Annotated in this window: 19 protein-coding genes; 15 read left to right on the top strand and 4 right to left on the bottom strand. The window is 59.1% G+C overall.

The window, feature by feature from the left end:
• The first annotated feature begins 10 nt into the window (after window positions 1–10).
• From alaS to mltG, 3 genes are read left to right on the top strand one after another with little or no spacing between them, the layout of a single operon-like run.
• Window positions 11–2,710 carry an alanine--tRNA ligase gene (alaS, locus tag OGI63_RS09295; RefSeq protein ID WP_004217815.1) on the top strand — a complete coding sequence of 900 codons (2,700 nt, stop codon included), beginning with the start codon at window positions 11–13 and terminating at the stop codon, window positions 2,708–2,710.
• Window positions 2,710–3,201, top strand: coding sequence for a Holliday junction resolvase RuvX (ruvX, locus tag OGI63_RS09290; RefSeq protein ID WP_004217816.1), 492 nt, complete (start codon window positions 2,710–2,712; stop codon window positions 3,199–3,201). The genes alaS and ruvX overlap by 1 nt, the downstream gene beginning before the upstream one ends.
• A gap of 1 nt (window position 3,202) precedes the next feature.
• On the top strand, window positions 3,203–4,384 hold the full coding sequence (gene mltG, locus OGI63_RS09285) for an endolytic transglycosylase MltG (protein WP_004217817.1): 1,182 nt from the start codon (window positions 3,203–3,205) through the stop codon (window positions 4,382–4,384).
• 50 nt (window positions 4,385–4,434) lie between these two features.
• On the opposite strand, the gene OGI63_RS09280 is transcribed toward mltG, so the two are convergent.
• Window positions 4,435–4,920 carry a prepilin peptidase gene (locus tag OGI63_RS09280; protein WP_014483169.1) on the bottom strand — a complete coding sequence of 162 codons (486 nt, stop codon included), beginning with the start codon at window positions 4,918–4,920 and terminating at the stop codon, window positions 4,435–4,437.
• Window positions 4,921–4,964: 44 nt separating this feature from the next.
• On the opposite strand from OGI63_RS09280, the gene aroC reads away from it, so the two are divergent.
• The 3 genes from aroC (at window position 4,965) to OGI63_RS09265 (ending at window position 8,414) form a co-directional block, all read left to right on the top strand.
• A complete protein-coding gene (aroC, locus tag OGI63_RS09275) occupies window positions 4,965–6,155 on the top strand; it encodes a chorismate synthase (RefSeq protein ID WP_004217819.1) in 1,191 nt (396 codons plus the stop codon).
• Window positions 6,156–6,168: 13 nt separating this feature from the next.
• Window positions 6,169–7,824, top strand: a complete 1,656-nt coding sequence (locus tag OGI63_RS09270; RefSeq protein WP_004217820.1) for a bifunctional shikimate kinase/3-dehydroquinate synthase — start codon at window positions 6,169–6,171, stop codon at window positions 7,822–7,824.
• A gap of 125 nt (window positions 7,825–7,949) precedes the next feature.
• Window positions 7,950–8,414, top strand: coding sequence for a type II 3-dehydroquinate dehydratase (locus tag OGI63_RS09265; protein ID WP_004217822.1), 465 nt, complete (start codon window positions 7,950–7,952; stop codon window positions 8,412–8,414).
• Between the two features lie 121 nt (window positions 8,415–8,535).
• Here OGI63_RS09265 and OGI63_RS09260 read toward each other — a convergent pair whose 3' ends face one another.
• The 3 genes from OGI63_RS09260 to OGI63_RS09250 form a co-directional block, all read right to left on the bottom strand.
• Window positions 8,536–9,501, bottom strand: coding sequence for a GIY-YIG nuclease family protein (locus OGI63_RS09260; protein ID WP_004217823.1), 966 nt, complete (start codon window positions 9,499–9,501; stop codon window positions 8,536–8,538).
• Window positions 9,502–9,541: 40 nt separating this feature from the next.
• On the bottom strand, window positions 9,542–9,994 hold the full coding sequence (locus OGI63_RS09255; RefSeq protein WP_004217824.1) for a hypothetical protein: 453 nt from the start codon (window positions 9,992–9,994) through the stop codon (window positions 9,542–9,544).
• A 304-nt stretch (window positions 9,995–10,298) separates the two neighbouring features.
• Window positions 10,299–10,724 carry a hypothetical protein gene (locus tag OGI63_RS09250; RefSeq protein ID WP_004217825.1) on the bottom strand — a complete coding sequence of 142 codons (426 nt, stop codon included), beginning with the start codon at window positions 10,722–10,724 and terminating at the stop codon, window positions 10,299–10,301.
• 104 nt (window positions 10,725–10,828) lie between these two features.
• Between OGI63_RS09250 and OGI63_RS09245 the strand changes: the two genes are divergently transcribed.
• The 9 genes from OGI63_RS09245 (at window position 10,829) to OGI63_RS09205 (ending at window position 19,106) form a co-directional block, all read left to right on the top strand.
• Window positions 10,829–12,061 (top strand): hypothetical protein, encoded by a 1,233-nt coding sequence (locus tag OGI63_RS09245; RefSeq protein ID WP_014482916.1) that lies wholly within the window; start codon window positions 10,829–10,831, stop codon window positions 12,059–12,061.
• A 34-nt stretch (window positions 12,062–12,095) separates the two neighbouring features.
• Complete coding sequence (locus OGI63_RS09240) at window positions 12,096–13,298, top strand: hypothetical protein (RefSeq protein WP_004217828.1); 1,203 nt, start codon at window positions 12,096–12,098, stop codon at window positions 13,296–13,298.
• A gap of 17 nt (window positions 13,299–13,315) precedes the next feature.
• Complete coding sequence (locus OGI63_RS09235; protein ID WP_004217829.1) at window positions 13,316–14,005, top strand: hypothetical protein; 690 nt, start codon at window positions 13,316–13,318, stop codon at window positions 14,003–14,005.
• Window positions 14,006–14,437: 432 nt separating this feature from the next.
• A complete protein-coding gene (locus tag OGI63_RS09230) occupies window positions 14,438–14,602 on the top strand; it encodes a hypothetical protein (RefSeq protein WP_014483167.1) in 165 nt (54 codons plus the stop codon).
• Between the two features lie 74 nt (window positions 14,603–14,676).
• Window positions 14,677–15,207: an alpha-amylase family glycosyl hydrolase gene (locus tag OGI63_RS09225; protein WP_014482913.1), complete on the top strand. Its 531-nt coding sequence runs from the start codon at window positions 14,677–14,679 to the stop codon at window positions 15,205–15,207.
• A complete protein-coding gene (locus OGI63_RS09220) occupies window positions 15,208–15,660 on the top strand; it encodes a pullulanase (RefSeq protein ID WP_014482912.1) in 453 nt (150 codons plus the stop codon).
• The gene (locus tag OGI63_RS09215) at window positions 15,584–16,699 is read left to right on the top strand and encodes a pullulanase (protein ID WP_072633049.1); all 1,116 of its coding nucleotides are present in this window, start codon (window positions 15,584–15,586) and stop codon (window positions 16,697–16,699) included. Before OGI63_RS09220 ends, OGI63_RS09215 begins: the two co-directional genes overlap by 77 nt.
• Window positions 16,700–16,744: 45 nt before the next feature.
• On the top strand, window positions 16,745–17,293 hold the full coding sequence (locus OGI63_RS09210) for a hypothetical protein (protein ID WP_004217833.1): 549 nt from the start codon (window positions 16,745–16,747) through the stop codon (window positions 17,291–17,293).
• A gap of 127 nt (window positions 17,294–17,420) precedes the next feature.
• A complete protein-coding gene (locus tag OGI63_RS09205) occupies window positions 17,421–19,106 on the top strand; it encodes a CTP synthase (RefSeq protein ID WP_014482910.1) in 1,686 nt (561 codons plus the stop codon).
• Window positions 19,107–19,115 lie beyond the last annotated feature (9 nt).

Here is a 19,115-nt window from a genome sequence, read left to right as displayed (position 1 = left end):
GACGCATCACATGCGCACCGCTGAAATCGCACAGCGTTATCTCAATTACTTCAAAAAGCAGGATCATCTGGTGGTGCCGTCCGCATCGCTGATCTCGCCCAATCCGACCACGTTGTTCACCATTGCCGGCATGGTCCCGTTCATCCCGTATCTCATGGGGGAGCAGACCCCGCCAAGCCGCCGCATGGCCAGCAACCAGAAGTGCGTGCGCACCCTCGACATCGAGGAGGTGGGAAAGACCACGCGTCATGGCACCTTCTTCCAGATGCTCGGAAACTTCTCCTTCGGCGATTACTTCAAAGAGGAGGCCATCCATTACGCATACGACCTGCTGACCTCGCCGCGCGAAGACGGCGGCTTCGGATTCGACCCAGAGAAGCTATGGATGACCACCTACACGGACGATGATGAGGCCCGTGCCATGTGGCGCAACGAAGGGGTGGATCCGGAACACATCCAGATCCTCGGCATGGAAGACAACTTCTGGACGACCGGCGGCCCCGGCCCCGGCGGCCCCTGCTCGGAAATCTACGTGGACCGTGGACCCGAATACGGCAAGGAAGGCGGCCCCATCGCCGACGAAAGCCGGTATATCGAGATCTGGGACCTCGTGTTCGAGAACTACATGGTGGACAACGTCAAGTCGAAAACAGACCTGCACATCGCCGGTGAGCTCAAGCACAAGAACATCGACACCGGTGCCGGTCTGGAGCGTCTGGCATACCTGCTGCAGGGCAAGAACAACATCTACGAGACCGATGAGGTGTACCCCGTCATCGAGGCGGCCGAGAAGATCACCGGCATCAAGTACGGCGAGAACAAGGAGGCCGACGTCAGAATGCGCGTCGTGGCCGACCATGTTCGTTCCGCGCTCATGATCATGAGCGACGGCGTGCGTCCGAGCAATGCGGGACGCGGCTATGTGCTGCGCCGCCTGATCCGCCGCACCATCGAAGCCATGCGTGTGCTCGGTGTGACCGATCCGGTCATGCCCCAGCTTCTGCCAGTGTCGGAACAGGCCATGGAACCGAACTATCCGGAGCTCGCCAACACCTTCCACGATGTGTCGGAGGCGGCATACGGCGAGGAAGACGCGTTCCGGCGCACACTTACCAACGGTCTGGAGATCTTCGACATGGCCGTCGCGAAGGCGAAGAGCACGGCCGAGGAAGCCAAGGGGGAGACCACCCCGGTTGTTTCCGGCGATGCCGCGTTCACCCTGCACGACACCTATGGCTTCCCGATCGAACTGACGCTGGAGATGGCGCAGGAGCAGGGGGTCAAGGTCGACGAAGCGAAGTTCCGCGAGCTCATGAACGAGCAGAAGTCCCGAGCCCGTCAGGATGCCCTGAAGAAGCGTCACAATGTCGATTTGAGCGAATACGACGACTTCAAGAACAAGCTGCATCAGCCAATCGAGTTCCTCGGATACACGGAGGTCTCCACCCGCAGCCGCGTGCTTGGCATCATGCTTGAGGGTGTCGGTTCGGTGCCGGCTGTGAGTGCGCCGGCAACCGTGGAGGTCATTCTCGACCGCACGCCGTTCTATGCCGAGGCCGGCGGACAGCTTGCCGATCAGGGTGAGATCATCTCCGATGATGGCGCCGTGCTTGAGGTGGACGATGTGCAGAAGCCAATCAAGGACCTCATTGTGCAGCAGTGCCGTTTGATCGAAGGCACGCTCGTGGTGGGAGCCGAAGCCACGGCAACCATCGACGTCGAACGTCGTGGTGCCATCGCCCGTTCGCATACCGCCACACATATCGTGCACAAGGCCCTGCGCGAGGAGCTTGGACCTCAGGCCACCCAGCGTGGCTCGGAGGATGCCCCCAACCGCTTGCGATTCGACTTCCAATGGTCGACGGCACCCACCAAGGAGCTCATGAGCGCTGTCGAGGCCCGCGTGAACGACCGCTTGCGCGACAACCTGCATGTGAGCACCGAGGAGATGAAATTCGACGACGCCATTGCGCTCGGCGCCATGCATCTGTTCGGTGAGAAGTACGGCGATGTGGTGCGTGTGGTCACCATTGGCGACGATGGCTGGAGCCGTGAGCTGTGTGGCGGCACGCATGTGGACTTTGCAGGCAAGATCGGTCAGGTGAACATTCTCTCCGAGGCATCCGTAGGCTCCGGTGTGCGACGCGTCGATGCACTGGTGGGGCAGAGCGCCTATGATTTCAACGCCCGCGAGCATGCACTGGTTTCCCAGCTCTCCGACACGTTGAACGCACGTCCCGATGAGCTGGCCGATCGCATCAACACATTGCTAGCCAAGCTCAAAGACTCCGATCGCCGCCTTGCCTCGATGTACGAGGCTCAGCTGGCGTCGTCGGTGCCGGAACTCGTTGAGGCCGCCGCCAATTCGACCGCCCCGGTGGTGGTGGTCTCGAAGAACGTCGGCCACTTCGGATCGTTCGATGTGCTGCGCAAGACCGTCATGGACATTCGCGGACGGTTGGGTGACGACAAACCGGTGATTGTCGCCCTCGCCGGCGTGAATGAGGACGACAAGCCTGTGATTGCCGTGGCCACCAATGAAGCAGCCCGCAAGGCGGGGGTGAAGGCCGGCGACCTGGTTCGCGGCGCTTCCAAGATGCTTGGCGGCGGTGGCGGCGGCAAGCCCGATTTCGCCCAAGGCGGCGGTGCCGATGCCTCGAAGATCGATGCCGCGCTGGAAGCCCTGACGCAAGAGGCGATGCGCGCCTGATGCCGGGAATCTGGCTGGGACTTGATCTCGGGAACGCTCGGGTGGGGGTTGCTGCCTCCAACCCCGAGCGTTCCTTCGCATACCCCGAGGGCAACATTCGCGTATACGGCGACTATTTCCAGGTTTTCGACGATGTACTGGACCTTATAGAAGACAAGGCCGAAGAAGGCACACCCGTGACGGCCATCGCCATAGGATTGCCGCTGCAGATGGACGGTTCCGCGGGAAGCAGCGCCAAAAAGGCGCAGCGGTGGGCGAAATCGTTGCGCAGAAGACTCGAGTCCGAAATGGAAGACCAGGACTCTCACATCGGCGTGATGCCGGATATCATATTCATCGATGAACGATTGACAACCGTCGACGCACACCGTCGTCTGTTCGACGCGAATGTCAGCAGCAAGCAACACCGAGCCGTCGTCGACCAGCAGTCGGCGGTTGAGATCCTCCAGACGGCTCTTGATCGTGCACGCGATAACACAGAGGAGTTTTGAAGTGTCCGACGACCTGCATGATTTCTTCAATGCCGACGAATCCTGGGACGATGGCGCCGAACCGGCGGCCATGCCACCCGCCCCTCCCCATAGCAGGCGCGAGATGCGACGCCAACGCGCGATGAGGAAACGCAGGAATCTCATCATCTGCATCATCGTCGTCATCGCCCTCGCCCTCATCTCGGTCGGCGGGGTGTTCGCATACCGGGCCGCACGGAACTGGCGTCGTACGAACATGGCCCATGAATCCCTCGTCGAGGATTATCCGGGACCGGGAGACACCGATGTCGCCTTCACCGTCAAGCAGGGCGAGGGCATCATGGAGGTGGGTGCCAATCTGGTGCAACAGCAGATCGTCAAGTCGGCAGACACCTTCGCCACCTATGTTTCCTCGAACGACAAGACATTGTACCCGGGGACCTATGCATTGAAGACGCATATGAAGGCGTCACAGGCGGCGGACATACTCTCCGACCAAGGCAACGCGAAAGGCTTCGCGGAGGTGCGGCAGGGCGAACGAGTGTCCACCGTGATCGAACGGATCTGCGCAGATAACGACATCGACAAGACACGGTTCGAAGCGATTGTCAACAACAGGGACGAGGCGTCGAAGATCCTTCCCGCAGAGGCGAACGGCAACTTCGAAGGCTGGCTGGAGCCTGGCACCTATACTGTGGGTGATGTCGCGACCGCTCCCGAGCGGCTGCTCAAAGAGATGGTGGACGCGCGCATTCGCAAACTCGACGAGATGGGCGTTCCCCAAGGCGCGGAACGCGAGCGCATGCTCATCATCGCTTCCATTGTGGAGGCGGAGGTGAACTCATCGGACTACTACAGCAAGGTGAGCCGAGTGATCTACAATCGTCTCGACAAAGACATGACGCTCGGCATGGACAGCACCGTGGCCTATGGTGCCAGCATCAACGGCATGCAACTGACCAACGACCAGTTGCAAGACACCTCGAATCCCTACAACACCCGTGTGAATCGCGGTCTGCCGCCGACACCGATCAGCAATCCGGGTGATGACGCCATCGAAGCGGCCATGCATCCTGCCGACGGCAATTGGCTGTACTTCGTGACCACCGATCTGAAGACCGGCGAGACAAAATTCGCCGACACCGACGAACAGTTCCAACAGCTTGTGCAGGAGTACCGGAGGAACAACCCCGACGCGAACTGACGAGCGGATGCGGAACCTGAATTTCAGCTGTCCACGGCGGCTGCGCCCCGTCATGCACAACACATGACGGCAAGTGCAGCCGCCGTTGCTATCACCGGGACGAACGGCACCCGCAGACGTCCCACCCCATCACCGGTGCGTCCACGCGAACGTACCCGGGAATACACGGAATAGGCGGGCACCCAACCTACACCGAGCACGCCCATGCACAGCCAGAACCACAGATAGCATTCGAGTCCGAAATACCCCGTGGCAAATCCCGCCATGCCACTGGCAGTGACATCACCAAGACCAAGCGCATGGCGGGGGATCGCCATGGCGAGCGAAAGCTGCACCCCGACTGCACCCACCAGCCCGAAGCAGGCGCAGACGAAGGGCCACAGGTCGTGCGAGCGAATCCCCGCTGTCAAGAAGACCACGCATTGCACGGCCACACCTGCCATGACCCATGGGCGCGGCACAATGCGGCGCCTCAGGTCGGTGACCGAGATCGCGAGTCCACAGACCAAGCTCGGTATAGTGATTAGCCAATACATATGGTTAAGATAGTCGGGATTGACGTAGAACAAAAGGAGTAGGCATGTTGCGTTGGCAGACCGCAGGCGAGTCCCATGGCGAGGCGTTGGTGGCGATGATCGAGGGGATGCCCTCAGGTGTGCGCGTGACATCGCAGGACATTCGCGATGCATTGGCGCGACGCCGTCTGGGGTATGGCCGTGGGGCTCGGATGAAGTTCGAGCAGGATCAGGTGCGCCTGCTGACCGGTGTGCGATTCGGCAGCACGTTGGGGTCTCCGATCGCCATCGAGATAGGCAACACCGAATGGCCGAAATGGACCGAGGTGATGAGCGCAGACCCACTTGACCATGAACTTGCGCGCGAGGGACGCAATGCGCCGTTGAGCCGTCCGCGACCGGGGCATGCCGATCTGACCGGCATGCGCAAATACGGTTTCGACGATGCTCGTCCGGTGCTCGAACGGTCCAGCGCCCGCGAGACGGCATCGCGCGTGGCGCTCGGCGAAGTGGCCGCGCTGTTCCTGGAGCAGGTGGCGGGCATTCGAACCGTGAGCCATGTGATCTCGATTGGCGGTGCCGGTGTGGAGAGTGACAACACGCCGCTGCCGGGCCCTGATGACGTGGCGGCCCTCGATGCCTCTCCGGTGCGCACACTGGACAAGGACGCTGAGGAGCGCATGGTGGCCCGCATCGATGAGGCCAAGGCGAAGGCCGACACGTTGGGTGGTGTGATTGAAGTCATCGCATACGGTGTGCCGGCAGGCATCGGCACGTACGTGGAATCGGATCGTCGGCTGGACGCCGCCCTGGCCGCCGCGGTCATGGGCATCCAGGCAATCAAGGGTGTGGAGATCGGCGATGGATTCCTGGAGGCTGGCCGCCCCGGTTCCATGGCACATGATGAGATGGTGCCAGGCGATGATGGCTGCATTGCACGCTTGTCGAATCGTGCCGGCGGCATCGAGGGCGGTATGTCCAACGGGCAGCCGATTCGGGTGCGCGCGGCCATGAAACCGATTCCCTCCATACCGCGCGCCCTGCGCACCGTGGACATCACCACCGGAGAGGCCGCCCAGGCCATCAATCAGCGCTCTGACAGCACCGCAGTCCCGGCTGCCGCCGTGGTGGCGGAGGCCATGGTGCGTCTGACACTGGCCCAGCACCTGCTGGAGAAATTCGGAGGCGACAGCATCGAAGAGACGCGCCGCAACATCGAAGGCTATCTGGCCTCGTGGCCGGAGCACATGCGTTAGGCGGTTGCAGGGCATGGCACATAACCACAGGCACGCGGGCAAACCCCGCAGGCAACCGCAGGCCGTGATCATCGGCATGATGGGTGCGGGAAAGACTCGACTCGGCAAGGAGATGGCGCAGATGCGCGGTCTGCCATTTCTCGACGCCGACGTGGAGATCGAACGCGAGATCGGCATGAGCATACCGGACTATTTCGCACAATATGGGGAACCGGCATTTCGCGAGGTGGAGCGTGATGTGGTGTGCGATATCCTGGATTCCTTCGGCGGCATCTTTTCCCTGGGAGGCGGAGCGCCGATGACGAAGGCCATACGTCGGCGCCTGGCACAGTATGTGGCCCGGGGCGGCAAGGTGGTGTATTTGAAGGCCGACCCACATGAAGCCATGGAACGTGCCAACCGGGGAGGCGGTCGCCCCATGCTCACAGGCGATGCCGAGAAACGCTGGATGTCGCTGTTCAGACAACGCGACCCCGTATACCGTCAGGTGGCGAATCTGGTCGTGCCAACGCGGGGTATGACGCCCAAAGCCGCGGCGAAAAGGATGATAGAAATGGTTGCAGAGCACACTGTACATGTTGATGGCAGGGGAATCGAACCCTACGATGTGCGCATTGGGGAAGGAGCGTTGAGCCACCTGCCTGAAGTGCTGGGCAAGCAGCCCGTGCGCGTGGCGCTCATTCACACGCAGTCCGTGCAGCGCCATAGCGACCGTGCTCGCGGACTGCTGCGTCAGGCAGGTTATGAGGTATCGGACATTGTGATTCCTGACGCCGAGGCCGGCAAGACCATCGAGGTGGCCAATGGGATCTGGCAACGGCTGGGCACGGAGGGCTTCACCCGTTCGGATGCCATTGTGGGCATCGGCGGTGGGGCCTGCACGGATTTGGCAGGATTCGTGGCAGCCACGTGGATGCGCGGCATCCGCTACGTGAACTGCCCTACGTCGCTGCTCGCCATGGTGGACGCCTCCACCGGTGGCAAGACCGGCATCAACACCCCTCAAGGCAAGAACCTGGTCGGTTCGTTCTACACGCCGGCCGGCGTGCTGGCGGACCTCCGCACGTTGACCACGCTGCCCAACGACATCTTCATCGAAGGGCTGGGCGAGGTGGCGAAATCCGGGTTCATCATGGATCCGCAGATCCTGCGCATCCTCGAGGACCATGCCGCCGAACTGCGCGCGTTCAGTGGCGAGACATTCCTGGGCACGCCTCTGGAGGATGTGGTCAGTGAGCTCATCGAGCGCACCGTCCGTGTGAAGGCCCATCATGTGAGCGCAGATCTCCGGGAGGCCGGATTGCGTGAATTCCTCAACTACGGCCACACCTTCGGTCATGCAATCGAACAGCTCGAGCATTTCCGCTGGCGTCACGGCAACGCCGTGGCCGTTGGCATGGTCTATGCCGCCGAGCTGTCGAGCCTGACCGGGCACCTTGACCGTGACACGGTGGACTACACAAGGTCTCTGCTCACCAGCCTCGGTCTGCCGACATCGTGGAACGGCGCCGGCTTCGATGAGGTCCTCGCATTGATGCATCGTGACAAGAAAGCCCGTGGCAACACGCTGCGGTTCGTGGGCCTTGAACAGGTGGGGGAGCCGTTCCATCTGAACGACCCCGATTCGGAGGCCGTAGAGGAGGCCTTCCACCGTGTGCAGAACCCGTGAATGGAATCGGTCCGGCAGGTGCGAGGTGAATATACGCCCAGAATGCAAAGTGGGAGCCGACCACCCATACACGCTCCGGCCTCGCTATAGTGGAGAGCAGCCAACGGCAACGAATTGGAGGGACAATGGCAACGAAGTCACAGCCGATCAAGGTCATGGTGGTCAATGGGCCGAATCTGGGGCGGCTCGGAGTGCGTCAGCCGGATGTGTACGGTTCGCAGGATCTCGAGGAGCTGCGTCGACTCTGCACCCGGTGGGGGGTCGAATACGGCCTTGACGTCGATGTGCGCCAAACCGATGACGAAGCGCAGATGGTGCATTGGATGCACGAGGCCGCGGACCGGCGCATCGCCGTGGTGATGAACCCCGCCGCCTTCACCCATTACTCCTATGCGTTGGCCGACGCCGCGCACATGGTGCTCGACGCGGACCTGCCGCTCATGGAGGTGCACATCTCGAATCCAGCCGCACGCGATGAGTTCCGCAAGCGTTCGGTGATCAGCCCGGTGGCCACCGGCACGATCACGGGACTGGGTTACCTGGGATACAAGCTCGCACTCGAGGCCGTCGCAGAACTGACCAAGAGCTGAGATGAACGCGGCGCGGGAAGCTTCCGCTATCCGTGTGACACCTCAAGGTGATGAATGGCACGGGGACGGCAGAGTACACTCTGCCGTCCCCGTGCCATTCATCACCAGATCCTCAGATCAATCAGCTCAGTCCGGCTTCCCTTCCTTCGCTGGTACGATTCCATTGGAGTTTGGAATTGTACCCATGCGGTGATGACGCTCTGTCGTCACGTACAGAGCTGAGGGCATCCATCCACCAGTGCTCACGTTCGATGACTGTGCGGTCGGGCACGCGTGGGTCAAAGATGTCGAGGATGGAGTACTGGAAATACTGCTCGATGTATTCCACGCCGTGTTTTGCGACAAGGTCCTTGAGCAGCGCATTGCCGCCAGTGTGGTCTCCGTTCGCGTATTCCTCCCATCGGGAGAGCAGACCTTGTGCTCCGCCATGGCGGCTGTATGCTGATCCGACGTAGTGCCAACCGGTACGCGTGTCGGTCTGCAGATACACGGCGTTGACGGCTCCTAGCGCGCCACGCCATTCGTCGTTATGCACAGCGGCTACAAGCTCGGAGAACGATAGCCGCACGTTGTCGTAGCCAGGGAATGGCATTGCCGAGACCGGCGACTGCGCAATCTTCTCGACGAGCATCGTATCGAAGAAGCGAGAACGCAATCCGGCATCGGCCATGCCGTTCACCATCTGCGTCGCGCCGCGCCTCTTACGGTACACGACGACGGTGCGCGCCTCGAATGGGAGGAAACGTTCGATTGGCTTGCGCTGGTAGACTTCGTCATTCCCCTGCATCACCGTTTCGCCGACCTCATAGCCTCCGATGAACAACCAATGGATCGCGGGTTTCTCCCGTCCATCGAGCTGGATGAATTGCAGCACCTTGGGCTGCCGTATGTTTCCTCCGGCCTTGCTGCCGTTCCAGCGGCGTGTGAACACCCAATCCATGAGCTCGTCGTGATGCTCGTAATACATCGTCATTGCATCGAACCACGCGCCGCTACTTTGGTTCAATCTGATTGCATACTCCGAAAGCTCCTCTTCGCTGAGGCCGAGCATTTCAAAGAACCTAATTGGTGGATTGTTGTTTTCCATGATATGTTCCTTTTCTGTATCGTATGGTTTGCTGTTTCCGCTACACATCACGAGACGTTCGCAATCGGCGACGCGCATGTCGATAGGCCACATCCAGCGCATTCGCCCCATGGATCATCATGTCGAACCATTCCTCGCCAATGGTGAAGCTCGCTGTTTCGAATAACACAAGATCAGCCGGTTCCGCGGCCTGCGGGTGTCGTCGGAAAACGGACAGGGAACCCGTCAATCGCGGAATCTGGCCAAGGCACAGTGAGGGGAGTGTTTTCGGGTCCTCTTCATCAAAGGCAATGAGTTCGCTGTCAAGGTCGATGAAGGCAATATGTGTGTTCGCGGCGGTTATGGTGATTTCGAGCAGCTGCACCGTCTGCCATAGTCGGTCTATGGCCTCGTCATAGATGTTTGTGCCATGTTCGTCGTCGATGAGCTCTCGATAGAACGGTTTGTCGTCGAACGCCATGATGTTCAGTTCGCGGAATTCGCCGTCTGGCATGCCCACGCATTGCAGGCGTGCGATGGATGTGAACGGAATCGGTACGGTTTCGGCTCTGTCGTCCGATGGCGAAGTGACCGTCCAATCCGACCACGCGAGCGTGGACAGCCAACCTGTGACTGCCTGTTCAAGTTATTTTGCACGTAGTGGGCGTGGAACACCGGTGTTCTGGCGAATGCGATAACGGAACCCAAGCGTGGTCATAGGTGCCTTCTTCGATGCGCGGACAGTAACTTTGCATCATGATAACTTATATAAAAGATAAAATGATGGCAGACACGCTCCTTTGCGTGTTTCGGCCTGTCTACCGGCTGTTGAGGATTGTCATCTTGTTGGTGACAGATTCAGGCGGGATGATTGCGTGCTCGTCGAAGTAGGCGATCGGGTTCTTTGAGTCATTGCGCTCGAATGTCTTGCCAATCCAAGGTTCATAACGCTCTCCGGCGAGGTCTCCGAGGAACCACATACGCATGTCCTCGCGCTTGACGATGCCTTTGATCTTGGCGACGCAGACGACGACGTTGTCCGGATTGAGGACAATGCCGATGTCGCATCGCACGGCACGGCCTGGTTCCAGCTTCCACCATCCGGCGCTGCAGCTCCAGACCTCTTTCTGGCTGAGCCCGTCGTGCCAGCCGATGGCGGCGATTGTGTTGTTGTCAGGATCTTTCTCGTCGTAGTCCAGGATTTTCCGCGGTCCGATTTTCATGGTGACGATTTCGGCCATCATCGCCCTTCCGTGCAAAGTACTTCGTTATCTTTGTACCAAGATGGAGCAACATTCGGGCATGTCGTGACCGTTGCGAGCTTTGCATGTCGGTTTGACAGGGCGCTGTGGACAAATTAGGCTGGTTTGAAACCATATCTTTTATAAAAGATATAAAGATAGGAGTGGCGATGGGGCGCAGGGACATGGAAGTCGGCGATGCCGTGGCCGTCAATGATAATGGGTGCAAAGGGATAGGATTCGTCGTCGCATCCTCCGATGACCCAGAAAAGACGGGTGGTGTGGGAGCGGCTGGAAGAACAGCATATCTGATCCGATGGGTGCTTGGCAAGAATCTGCAGCACGGCACCACGATGGGTGCGCGCGGTGAGTCATGGTTGAATGATGATCCGAAGCGCATTCGCATCGACGGAGTGCAGGGTTATACCATGCCAAAGCGTTTCATGGGCAGGAATGTCGCAAGGCTCTGTAAGGGCGACAACGAGTTCATCGGCTTGCCTGCGCCGCACGACGCGTCGATGCGGATGCCGATGGTACGTCTGGCCGCGGTGTCTGTCGTCTGCGTGCTCAGCATCGTGTTGTCGTTGGTGTTCGTGCGCAACCGAGAACAGACGCGGCTTCCGATGCAGCAGTCCGTTTCCGCAGAGTCGTCAATCGATGGTGGGGATGCTGGGATCCCGGGCTCTGGTGCTGATAATCCGTACTATTACGATGAAAGTTCCGGCTGGACACAGGAAGATTCGAATGAAGGGTCCGCACAGTCGGATACGAATACCGCGGACAGTGCGGACGATAGTGGCGCCACTGCGGGGAATTCGGGATTCGATCCCGACAACATCAGGGGCACATGGTGCAGAAGCGATGGCGTGACCTGCGTCAAGATCACGCCGCAGACCGAAGGCAATACCTCTCCTCTCGTGTTGGATACGTCGCGGATGGGGGACCTCAACCCACTGCCGAACGGCCAGACGACAATCCCATTGGGGTATGTCCATCAAGATAATCCCAATACTTCCTCTGGCGCGCAGCAATTGATCACACAGTATACTTATCGCATCGATTGCGAGGTTTGGGCGCAGTATTACAACAATGTGGCGTGCGACGGTGAGGCGGTGCACACGGTAGACATGTCATTGCCAGACGTACCTCGGTCAGGTATTAAATTCGTACAGAGACCACTTTCAGTAACACGAGTGATTTCAACAAGTGATTCACCTATCGAAGGCTTGGATGACTCGAACCCGCCTACGCGAGCAGTGTACCTTGTTGTTGAGCCTTATGGGGGACGGGCCGCTGATTCGGTATCTGACGACACGGTGTTCTATTGGAGGTCATACTAGTGGACGCTACTGGAACGCTTACGTTAAGGAAAGGATGATCATGGCACGGCGCACAATGAGGGAACACGATGTCGTCATCGTTGATTACTCGGATCTCAACGCGATTGCGATCGTGACGGATCGATCCGAGGATCCGAAGATCACACAGGGGATAGGCGGCCCCGGCGTACCCGCCTTCAGGCTCCAATATGTTGCTGGGCTGACGATGGTCGAAGACAAGGTCGAACCGGCGGTGGGTTTCATCTGGCTCAATGACGACCCTGAGCATATATCGATCGTCGGCGTCAACGGATGCCTCCTGCCGTCGACATTCTATGGCGTGGACATGGTTCAGGCGTTCCGGGACATCGGTGTTGACTGCGGTGACGGTACGGAGTCTGATGATGCGTCATCCAAGCTGATTTCCGACTTCATATCAAACGAGCCTCTTGATCAGGTGCTGTCTGCGGATGCGTGGCGTTTGGATGATTATCCGCCGCGGCGTCGCCTTGATCTGCTTGCCAGAGCACAGAAGACGCTTGAATTCACTGACGGGGCGCGTGAAAAAGCGGCCGATGAAGTCGCAACCGCACGGCAGGCCTTTGAAAACGCCTGTGCTGTATTGCGCAAGCGACTTGTATGGGCGGTGTGGTGTGTGGCGATCATCCCAGGTGCGTATTTTGCGATAGCGGCATGTCGAGCCGACGTGGAGACGGCTGGGCGCCTTCGTGGGATCATCACACTGCTCATGGCCATTGTTTTCGGCGTTCTGATCACCTCGGCCATACGGGAAGGCAGGTTGGCGAGGAAAAGCCGCTCAACATTGCTGGCAGCGTTGGCGGCGCAAGGCGTGCAGGAGAATTTCACGTATGCCCAGGAGCTGAAGATCGAGCCGATTTTGAGAATGATTCCGCAGGAATACCGCGATGGGACTCAGATTGGCGCCATCATCGAGCTGCTTACGAGTCCTGCGACTCCCGATTTCGCGCAAGCTACGACGCAATGGGATGCGCTGCTGCATCAGTACAAGATGGAACAGTTGCACACGCGGCAAGGAGAACAGTCCGATCTGCGAGCCCGATATGAACAAGATGCCGAGACCATCAGGCAGACGGATCTGTCGGACGCCTGGAATGAGTTCGACGCGCAGGAAGCCCGCACACAGTCGGTGCGTCAACGCAATGACGAGTTGCGGCTTGCCATTCAGAGGCGTGGATTGGAGCCGGACACCATATTGGAAAAGCTCGGGCACAACTAGAAACGAGGGAACGAACAATGGACGTGAGGGTACATGAATTACAGCTGACGCGAGCACGGGCCGAGCAGTTAATGGACAGGCAGCGAAAAGCCAATGCAGTAGCCAATATGCAGCGTCGACGTGCTCCGGAGCTTGCATACCTTGAAGAACGACGCCGCCAGACAATCGATTTCGCGACGTTGACGATTGCGGGTCTATCTCTGCTGACGGTGGCTGTCATCGTCGGACGAGTCTATGCCATGTGGATGTATGCAATCGCATGCGTCGGCGTGGTCGTCTGCGGTTTCGCGCTCATCAGTGCCGTGCTGTTGCTCTTGCGCGGTGCTGTAGTAAACCGTGCTGTGATTGAATTGTCAAAAGCGGCTGTACTTGCACGTTCACGGGTCGGCGATGATCCCGATAGGGCGGGACAATCCCAGAATGATGCCGATACCGTGCGAGCGCTGTTCACCGGACAGGCGGCAACGGAACAGGAAGTGGAGCCATGTACCAAGAACTACGCCCTCAACAGGCGGCTCGAGCAGAACGAGCGCGCTGCCTTGGAGCAGCTGGGCCGACAAGCTGATGATGCCGCACGGGAATATCAGTCTGTGGTTGGCCAAGTCGCGACATTGCGCGGTGACACGGAATCCTCGCATGCGCAGGAGCTTGATCTTGAGCGGCAAAATAAACTGTTTGAAGCGTTTGTCAATGAACATGGTTGGTGAAGAGCTAACCAGATAATTAATTCGGTTGGCAACCAGCATCCCCGTCGCATCCGCGGCGGGGATTTTTCGTGCAAACGTGCGCATGATGCCTGATGGCATCGATCATATGGTTTCCGGATGCCTGCAATGACGCGACATCCGAATGCAATCGGTTGCGGACTCCGGTACGGCAAACCATGTGTCATGCGTGCAATGCGCGGCGGGGGGACTTCAAACACGCAGGGCAAAGCGACGAAAATGCGTCGGAGGATGCACGCAATCGGAAAACGTCATACACTGATGGAGATTCCATGCAAACGTATGCATGCGCTCATTGTCGAAGACCTGTGGAATCCGCGCATGGCCGCGCGCAAGATGCATACGTCAGGAAAGAGGCGATTGCATATGCGCAGTTGCATTGCGTCGCCACTGGATTAGAAGGACAGGAACGACATGGTTATTCAGCACATGCACACCGCGTTTCGCCGGACCGCAGGCATCGGCGTGGCATTGGCCACGCTGTGCGCCGATGTGGTGATCGCGGCACCGAATGCGGCGAATGCGGCGCCAGCCGACACCGGCAGTCCCGGCTGCCGAAGGCCACGGGCATACAGATGATCGCATTCCAGCAAACATGAAATACCATCGCGGAAGAATGCGGGCGCACCTATGGGCCCTAGGGGATTCGGTATGTGGAGGTGTCTCCTCCCCAGGAATCGATCCGAGGCACCCAGTGGCGGACCTCCTACCAGCCGGTCAGCTATCGGCTCGATTCGAAACTCGGCACCGAAGCCGAGTTCAAGGCCATGGTGGAACAGTGCAATGCGGCAGGCGTCGGCATCATCGCCGACGTCGTGCTCAACCAGACGACCGGGTCGGACGTCGCCGCAGGTGAGCAAACAGGCGTCGTGGGCACCAGATACAACGGTACGACCGGCGACTACCCAGGATTCACCGGCGAGAGCAACCGGTACCCCGACGGCGTGACCGCCGCCGACTTCCACGACTACGACAACGGTGCGAACATCTCCGACTACAAGAACCAGCAGGAGGTGCAGGAAGGCCGTTTGAGCTCGATGTGGGACTTCGACACGTCGAGCGAGAAGGTGCGGCAGATCCAGTCGGATTACCTGACCAAACTCTACAACATGGGCGTACAGGGCTTCCGCATGGATGAGGTCAAGCACGTCAACAACGAGGATATGAAGGCCATCAAGGACTAGATGGCCAGGAAGATCGGCAAGAGTGCCGACGACATCTACTGGATTCAGGAGGTCATCGGCAACGCGAACGAGGCGCCCGGCATCCAGCCGCGCAACTATCTTGGAACAGGCACCGTCACACAGTTCGACTACAAGTCGGACCTCAACGCCAAATTCAAAGGCAAGATCGCCGGACTCAAAGACCTTTCCATGCGCATCGGCGACCTATCGCAAAACCCGAACGCGGTTGAATCCAAGGATGCGAACGTCTTCGTGCCGAACTGGGACACCGCCCGCAACGACGGCGCGATCACGTACAAGAACGGTTCGATGTACGCGCTCGCGAACGCGTTCATGCTCGCCTACGACTACGGCACGCCGCGTCTGCTCTCCGACTATAAACGACCTTGGCGCGACATACGAAGAGAATGGCACCGCCTTCAAACTGTGGGCTCCGACGGCACAGAAGGTTGAGCTCGTCACTTTCAGGTCCGCTGATTCCGCGGACGCTGAAGAGGCCGCTGTCGTGGAAATGAGACTTGGTGAGAAGGGCGTGTGGAACGCTACCGAAAAGGTTCCTTCCAGCGCCGCCTACATCTACCGTGTGTCTTTCGCGGACGGCACGACGAACGATTCCGCAGACCCGTATGCACGCGCATCCGTAGTCAATGGACGCCGTTCCGTCATTCTGTCCAACGCAGTGACGACCGTCAAGGATTTCAGGCGAATGGCCCCATTCACGAAAAACACCGACGCCGGCATTTTCGAAGCGCACCGCGGCAAGTATTTCGGCATGATTAAGCACGGGACGAAGAACTCCAAAGGCAAAGCGACTGGCGTCGACTACCTGAAGGAACTCGGCGTCACGCATGTGCAGATCCAGCCGAATGCTTACGAGCTCGACATCCACAACTCCACGGTCGCGTTCTTCAACGATTCGATTCGCGACGGTCTGAAGGGTTTCGTGTTCTCAACGGAAGACACCGGTTTCGCAAGCAGCAAGCCGAACACCGAGGGTCTGATCCTGAACAACATGCTCGGCTGCCAGAATCCGGAAGGCATCTCGAAAGGCTCATTCTGCACGAACGGCAACGCGAACGTGAAATACGGCAATGCAGGGCAGATCGTCAACTATGTTGAGATCCATGACAATCTGACGCTCAACGACAAGCTCAATGTCTCGCTATTCGGCAAGAAGACCGACGATGAGCTTGACGCAGCGCAGAAGACCGAGAAGATCACGGTTTCGAAGCTTGATGATTCAGCGGTCTTCCTTGCTCATGGCGTCTCCGAATTCCAGGTGGGCCAGGAGATGCTGCGCACGAAGGGCGGCGACGAGAACAGCTACAATGCTGGCGATGACACCAACAAGCTCGACTGGGATCGCCCCAACGACGCCGAGTACGCGGACAACGCGCAGTACATGCGCGGTCTGATCAAGATTCGTAAGCGCAACGCTGTGCTCCGTGTCGGCGCCTATGGCACGATCAACAAGAACGCGAAGGTGGTGTAGTCCGCCGAGGGCCTCGTCGCATACGAGGTCAAGGATGACAACGGCGTGAACTACGTGGTTGTGCTCAACCACAATGATCAGCCAACTGATCTCAATGGTGTCACCGCAGGCAAATACGGCGTGCTGGTCTCCAATGGCAAGACCTATCTGCATCCAGCAGTCTCCGATACGACGGCAGCTGCAGCTGTTGCCGCACCAGCGGATACCGGCAAGGATGTCTCGAAGGCAGGCAGCACTGTGCAAATCGCGGGCGGCGATGCCATCGCGGTTCCTGCCAGGAGCGCCCTGCTGCTCGGCCCAACCGCGGTGATGAGTGAGCCGGACAATCCGGATAACCCGAATAATCCGGATAACCCAGATAATTCGGATCAGCCTGACAAGCCAAGTGGCGACAACGCACATAATGGCGCCAACAATGCGGCCAATGGTGCGAACAACGCGTCAGCCTCACATGGCGGTACGGCGTCCACTGGCTCGTCGATTGCAGTCATCATTGCGATGGTCATTGTGCTGCTCATCGCCGGCTCCGGCATGTTACTCAGGATTCACTCTCCCCATGAGCGAACATTGAACCGGCAAGAGACAAGTGCCTGAATAGGCGAAATACAAGAGGGCGTGTTCACAAGGTGCGCCCTCTTGTTGATGGAGCGAGGATGATGCAACGCAGTGTCGAGCAAAGTCCCTTTGTGCATGTCATGCCGGAGCGATACCATGAAGACCCATGGTTAGAAGACAACATGGCAATGCTCAAGAACACGTCACCAAGCATATTTTCGTCACTGGCGGCGTTGTTTCCTCCCTTGGCAAGGGTCTTACCGCTTCCTCTCTCGGACGTCTGCTGCGCAGCCGGGGACTGCGTGTGCTGCAGCAGAAACTCGACCCGTACATCAATGTCGATCCCGGCACCATGAACCCGTTCCAGCATGGCGAGGTCTATGTGACCGAGGATGGCGCGGAAACCGATCTCGACATCGGCCACTACGAGCGTTTCCTGGACGTCTTCCTTTCACAGAAGGCGAACGTCACCACCGGCCAGATCTATCAGGAGGTCCTTCGCAAGGAACGCGCTGGTGAGTACCTCGGCCAGTGCGTGCAGGTGATCCCGCATATCACGAACGAGATCAAATCCCGTATGCGTGCGCAGGCCTCCGATGACGTCGACGTGATCATCACCGAGATCGGCGGCACAGTGGGTGACATCGAATCGCAGCCGTTCATGGAGGCCGCACGTGAGGTGCGTCGTGATCTCGGTCCCGGGAACTGCATGTTCATCCATGTATCGCTTGTGCCCTACATCGCCGCCGCCCATGAGCTCAAGACGAAGCCGACGCAGCATTCCGTGATGATGCTGCGACAGCTCGGCATCTCGCCGGATGCACTCGTACTGCGCAGCGACCGTCCGCTCAACCAGTCCATCAAAGACAAGATCTCGCTCATGTGCGACGTCGACTCCGAGGGCGTGGTGAACTGTGTGGACGCCAACAGCATCTACGATGTGCCTAAGGTGCTGTTCGACGAAGGTCTCGACGCCTATGTGGTCCGAGAGCTCGGCCTGCCGTTCCACGACGTAGATTGGGACGAGTGGGAGGACCTTCTTGAACGCGTGCACCACCCCAAGCATGAGGTGAACATCGCCATCGTCGGCAAGTACATCGACCTTCCCGATGCCTATCTTTCGGTCACCGAGGCCATCAAGGCAGGCGGTTTCGCCAACTGGGCCAAGGTCAACGTGAAATGGGTCGCCGCTGATCTGTGCGAGACGGAGGCCGGTGCGGCTGCGGCCCTCAACAATGTCGACGGCATCGTGATTCCGGGCGGCTTCGGCATTCGTGGCATCGACGGCAAGATCGGCGCCCTGCGCTTCGCACGCGAGCACAAGCTTCCGGCACTTGGACTGTGCCTGGGGCTGCAGTCGATGGTGATCGAATATGCCCGTGACGTGCTCGACATCAAGGATGCGAATTCCTCGGAGTTCGACCCGGAGTGCGCGAATCCCGTCATTGCCACGATGGAGGAGCAGAAGGACATCGTCGCCGGCAATGGCGACATGGGCCATACGATGCGTCTGGGCTCCTATCCGGCGGAACTGCTCGAAGATTCGCTGGTCGCCAAGCTCTATGGGACCACCCATGTGACTGAACGCCATCGTCATCGTTACGAAGTGAACGTGGCATACAAGGATCGTCTGCGCGAGGGCGGTCTGGTCATCTCCGGCCAGAGCCCCGACGGGGAGCTCACCGAATTCGTGGAACTGCCGCAGGATGTGCATCCGTTCTATGTCGCCACCCAGGCGCATCCGGAGTTCAAATCGCGCCCGACCAAGCCGCACCCGTTGTTTGCCGGTTTGGTGAAGGCTGCGTTGGACCATCAGGAGGCGCGTGACACCAAGAAGGCCACTGCCGAATAGGGCTTAGGT

Source organism: Bifidobacterium sp. KRGSERBCFTRI (assembly GCF_025908335.1).
This window is presented reverse-complemented; position numbering and strand designations above follow the sequence as displayed.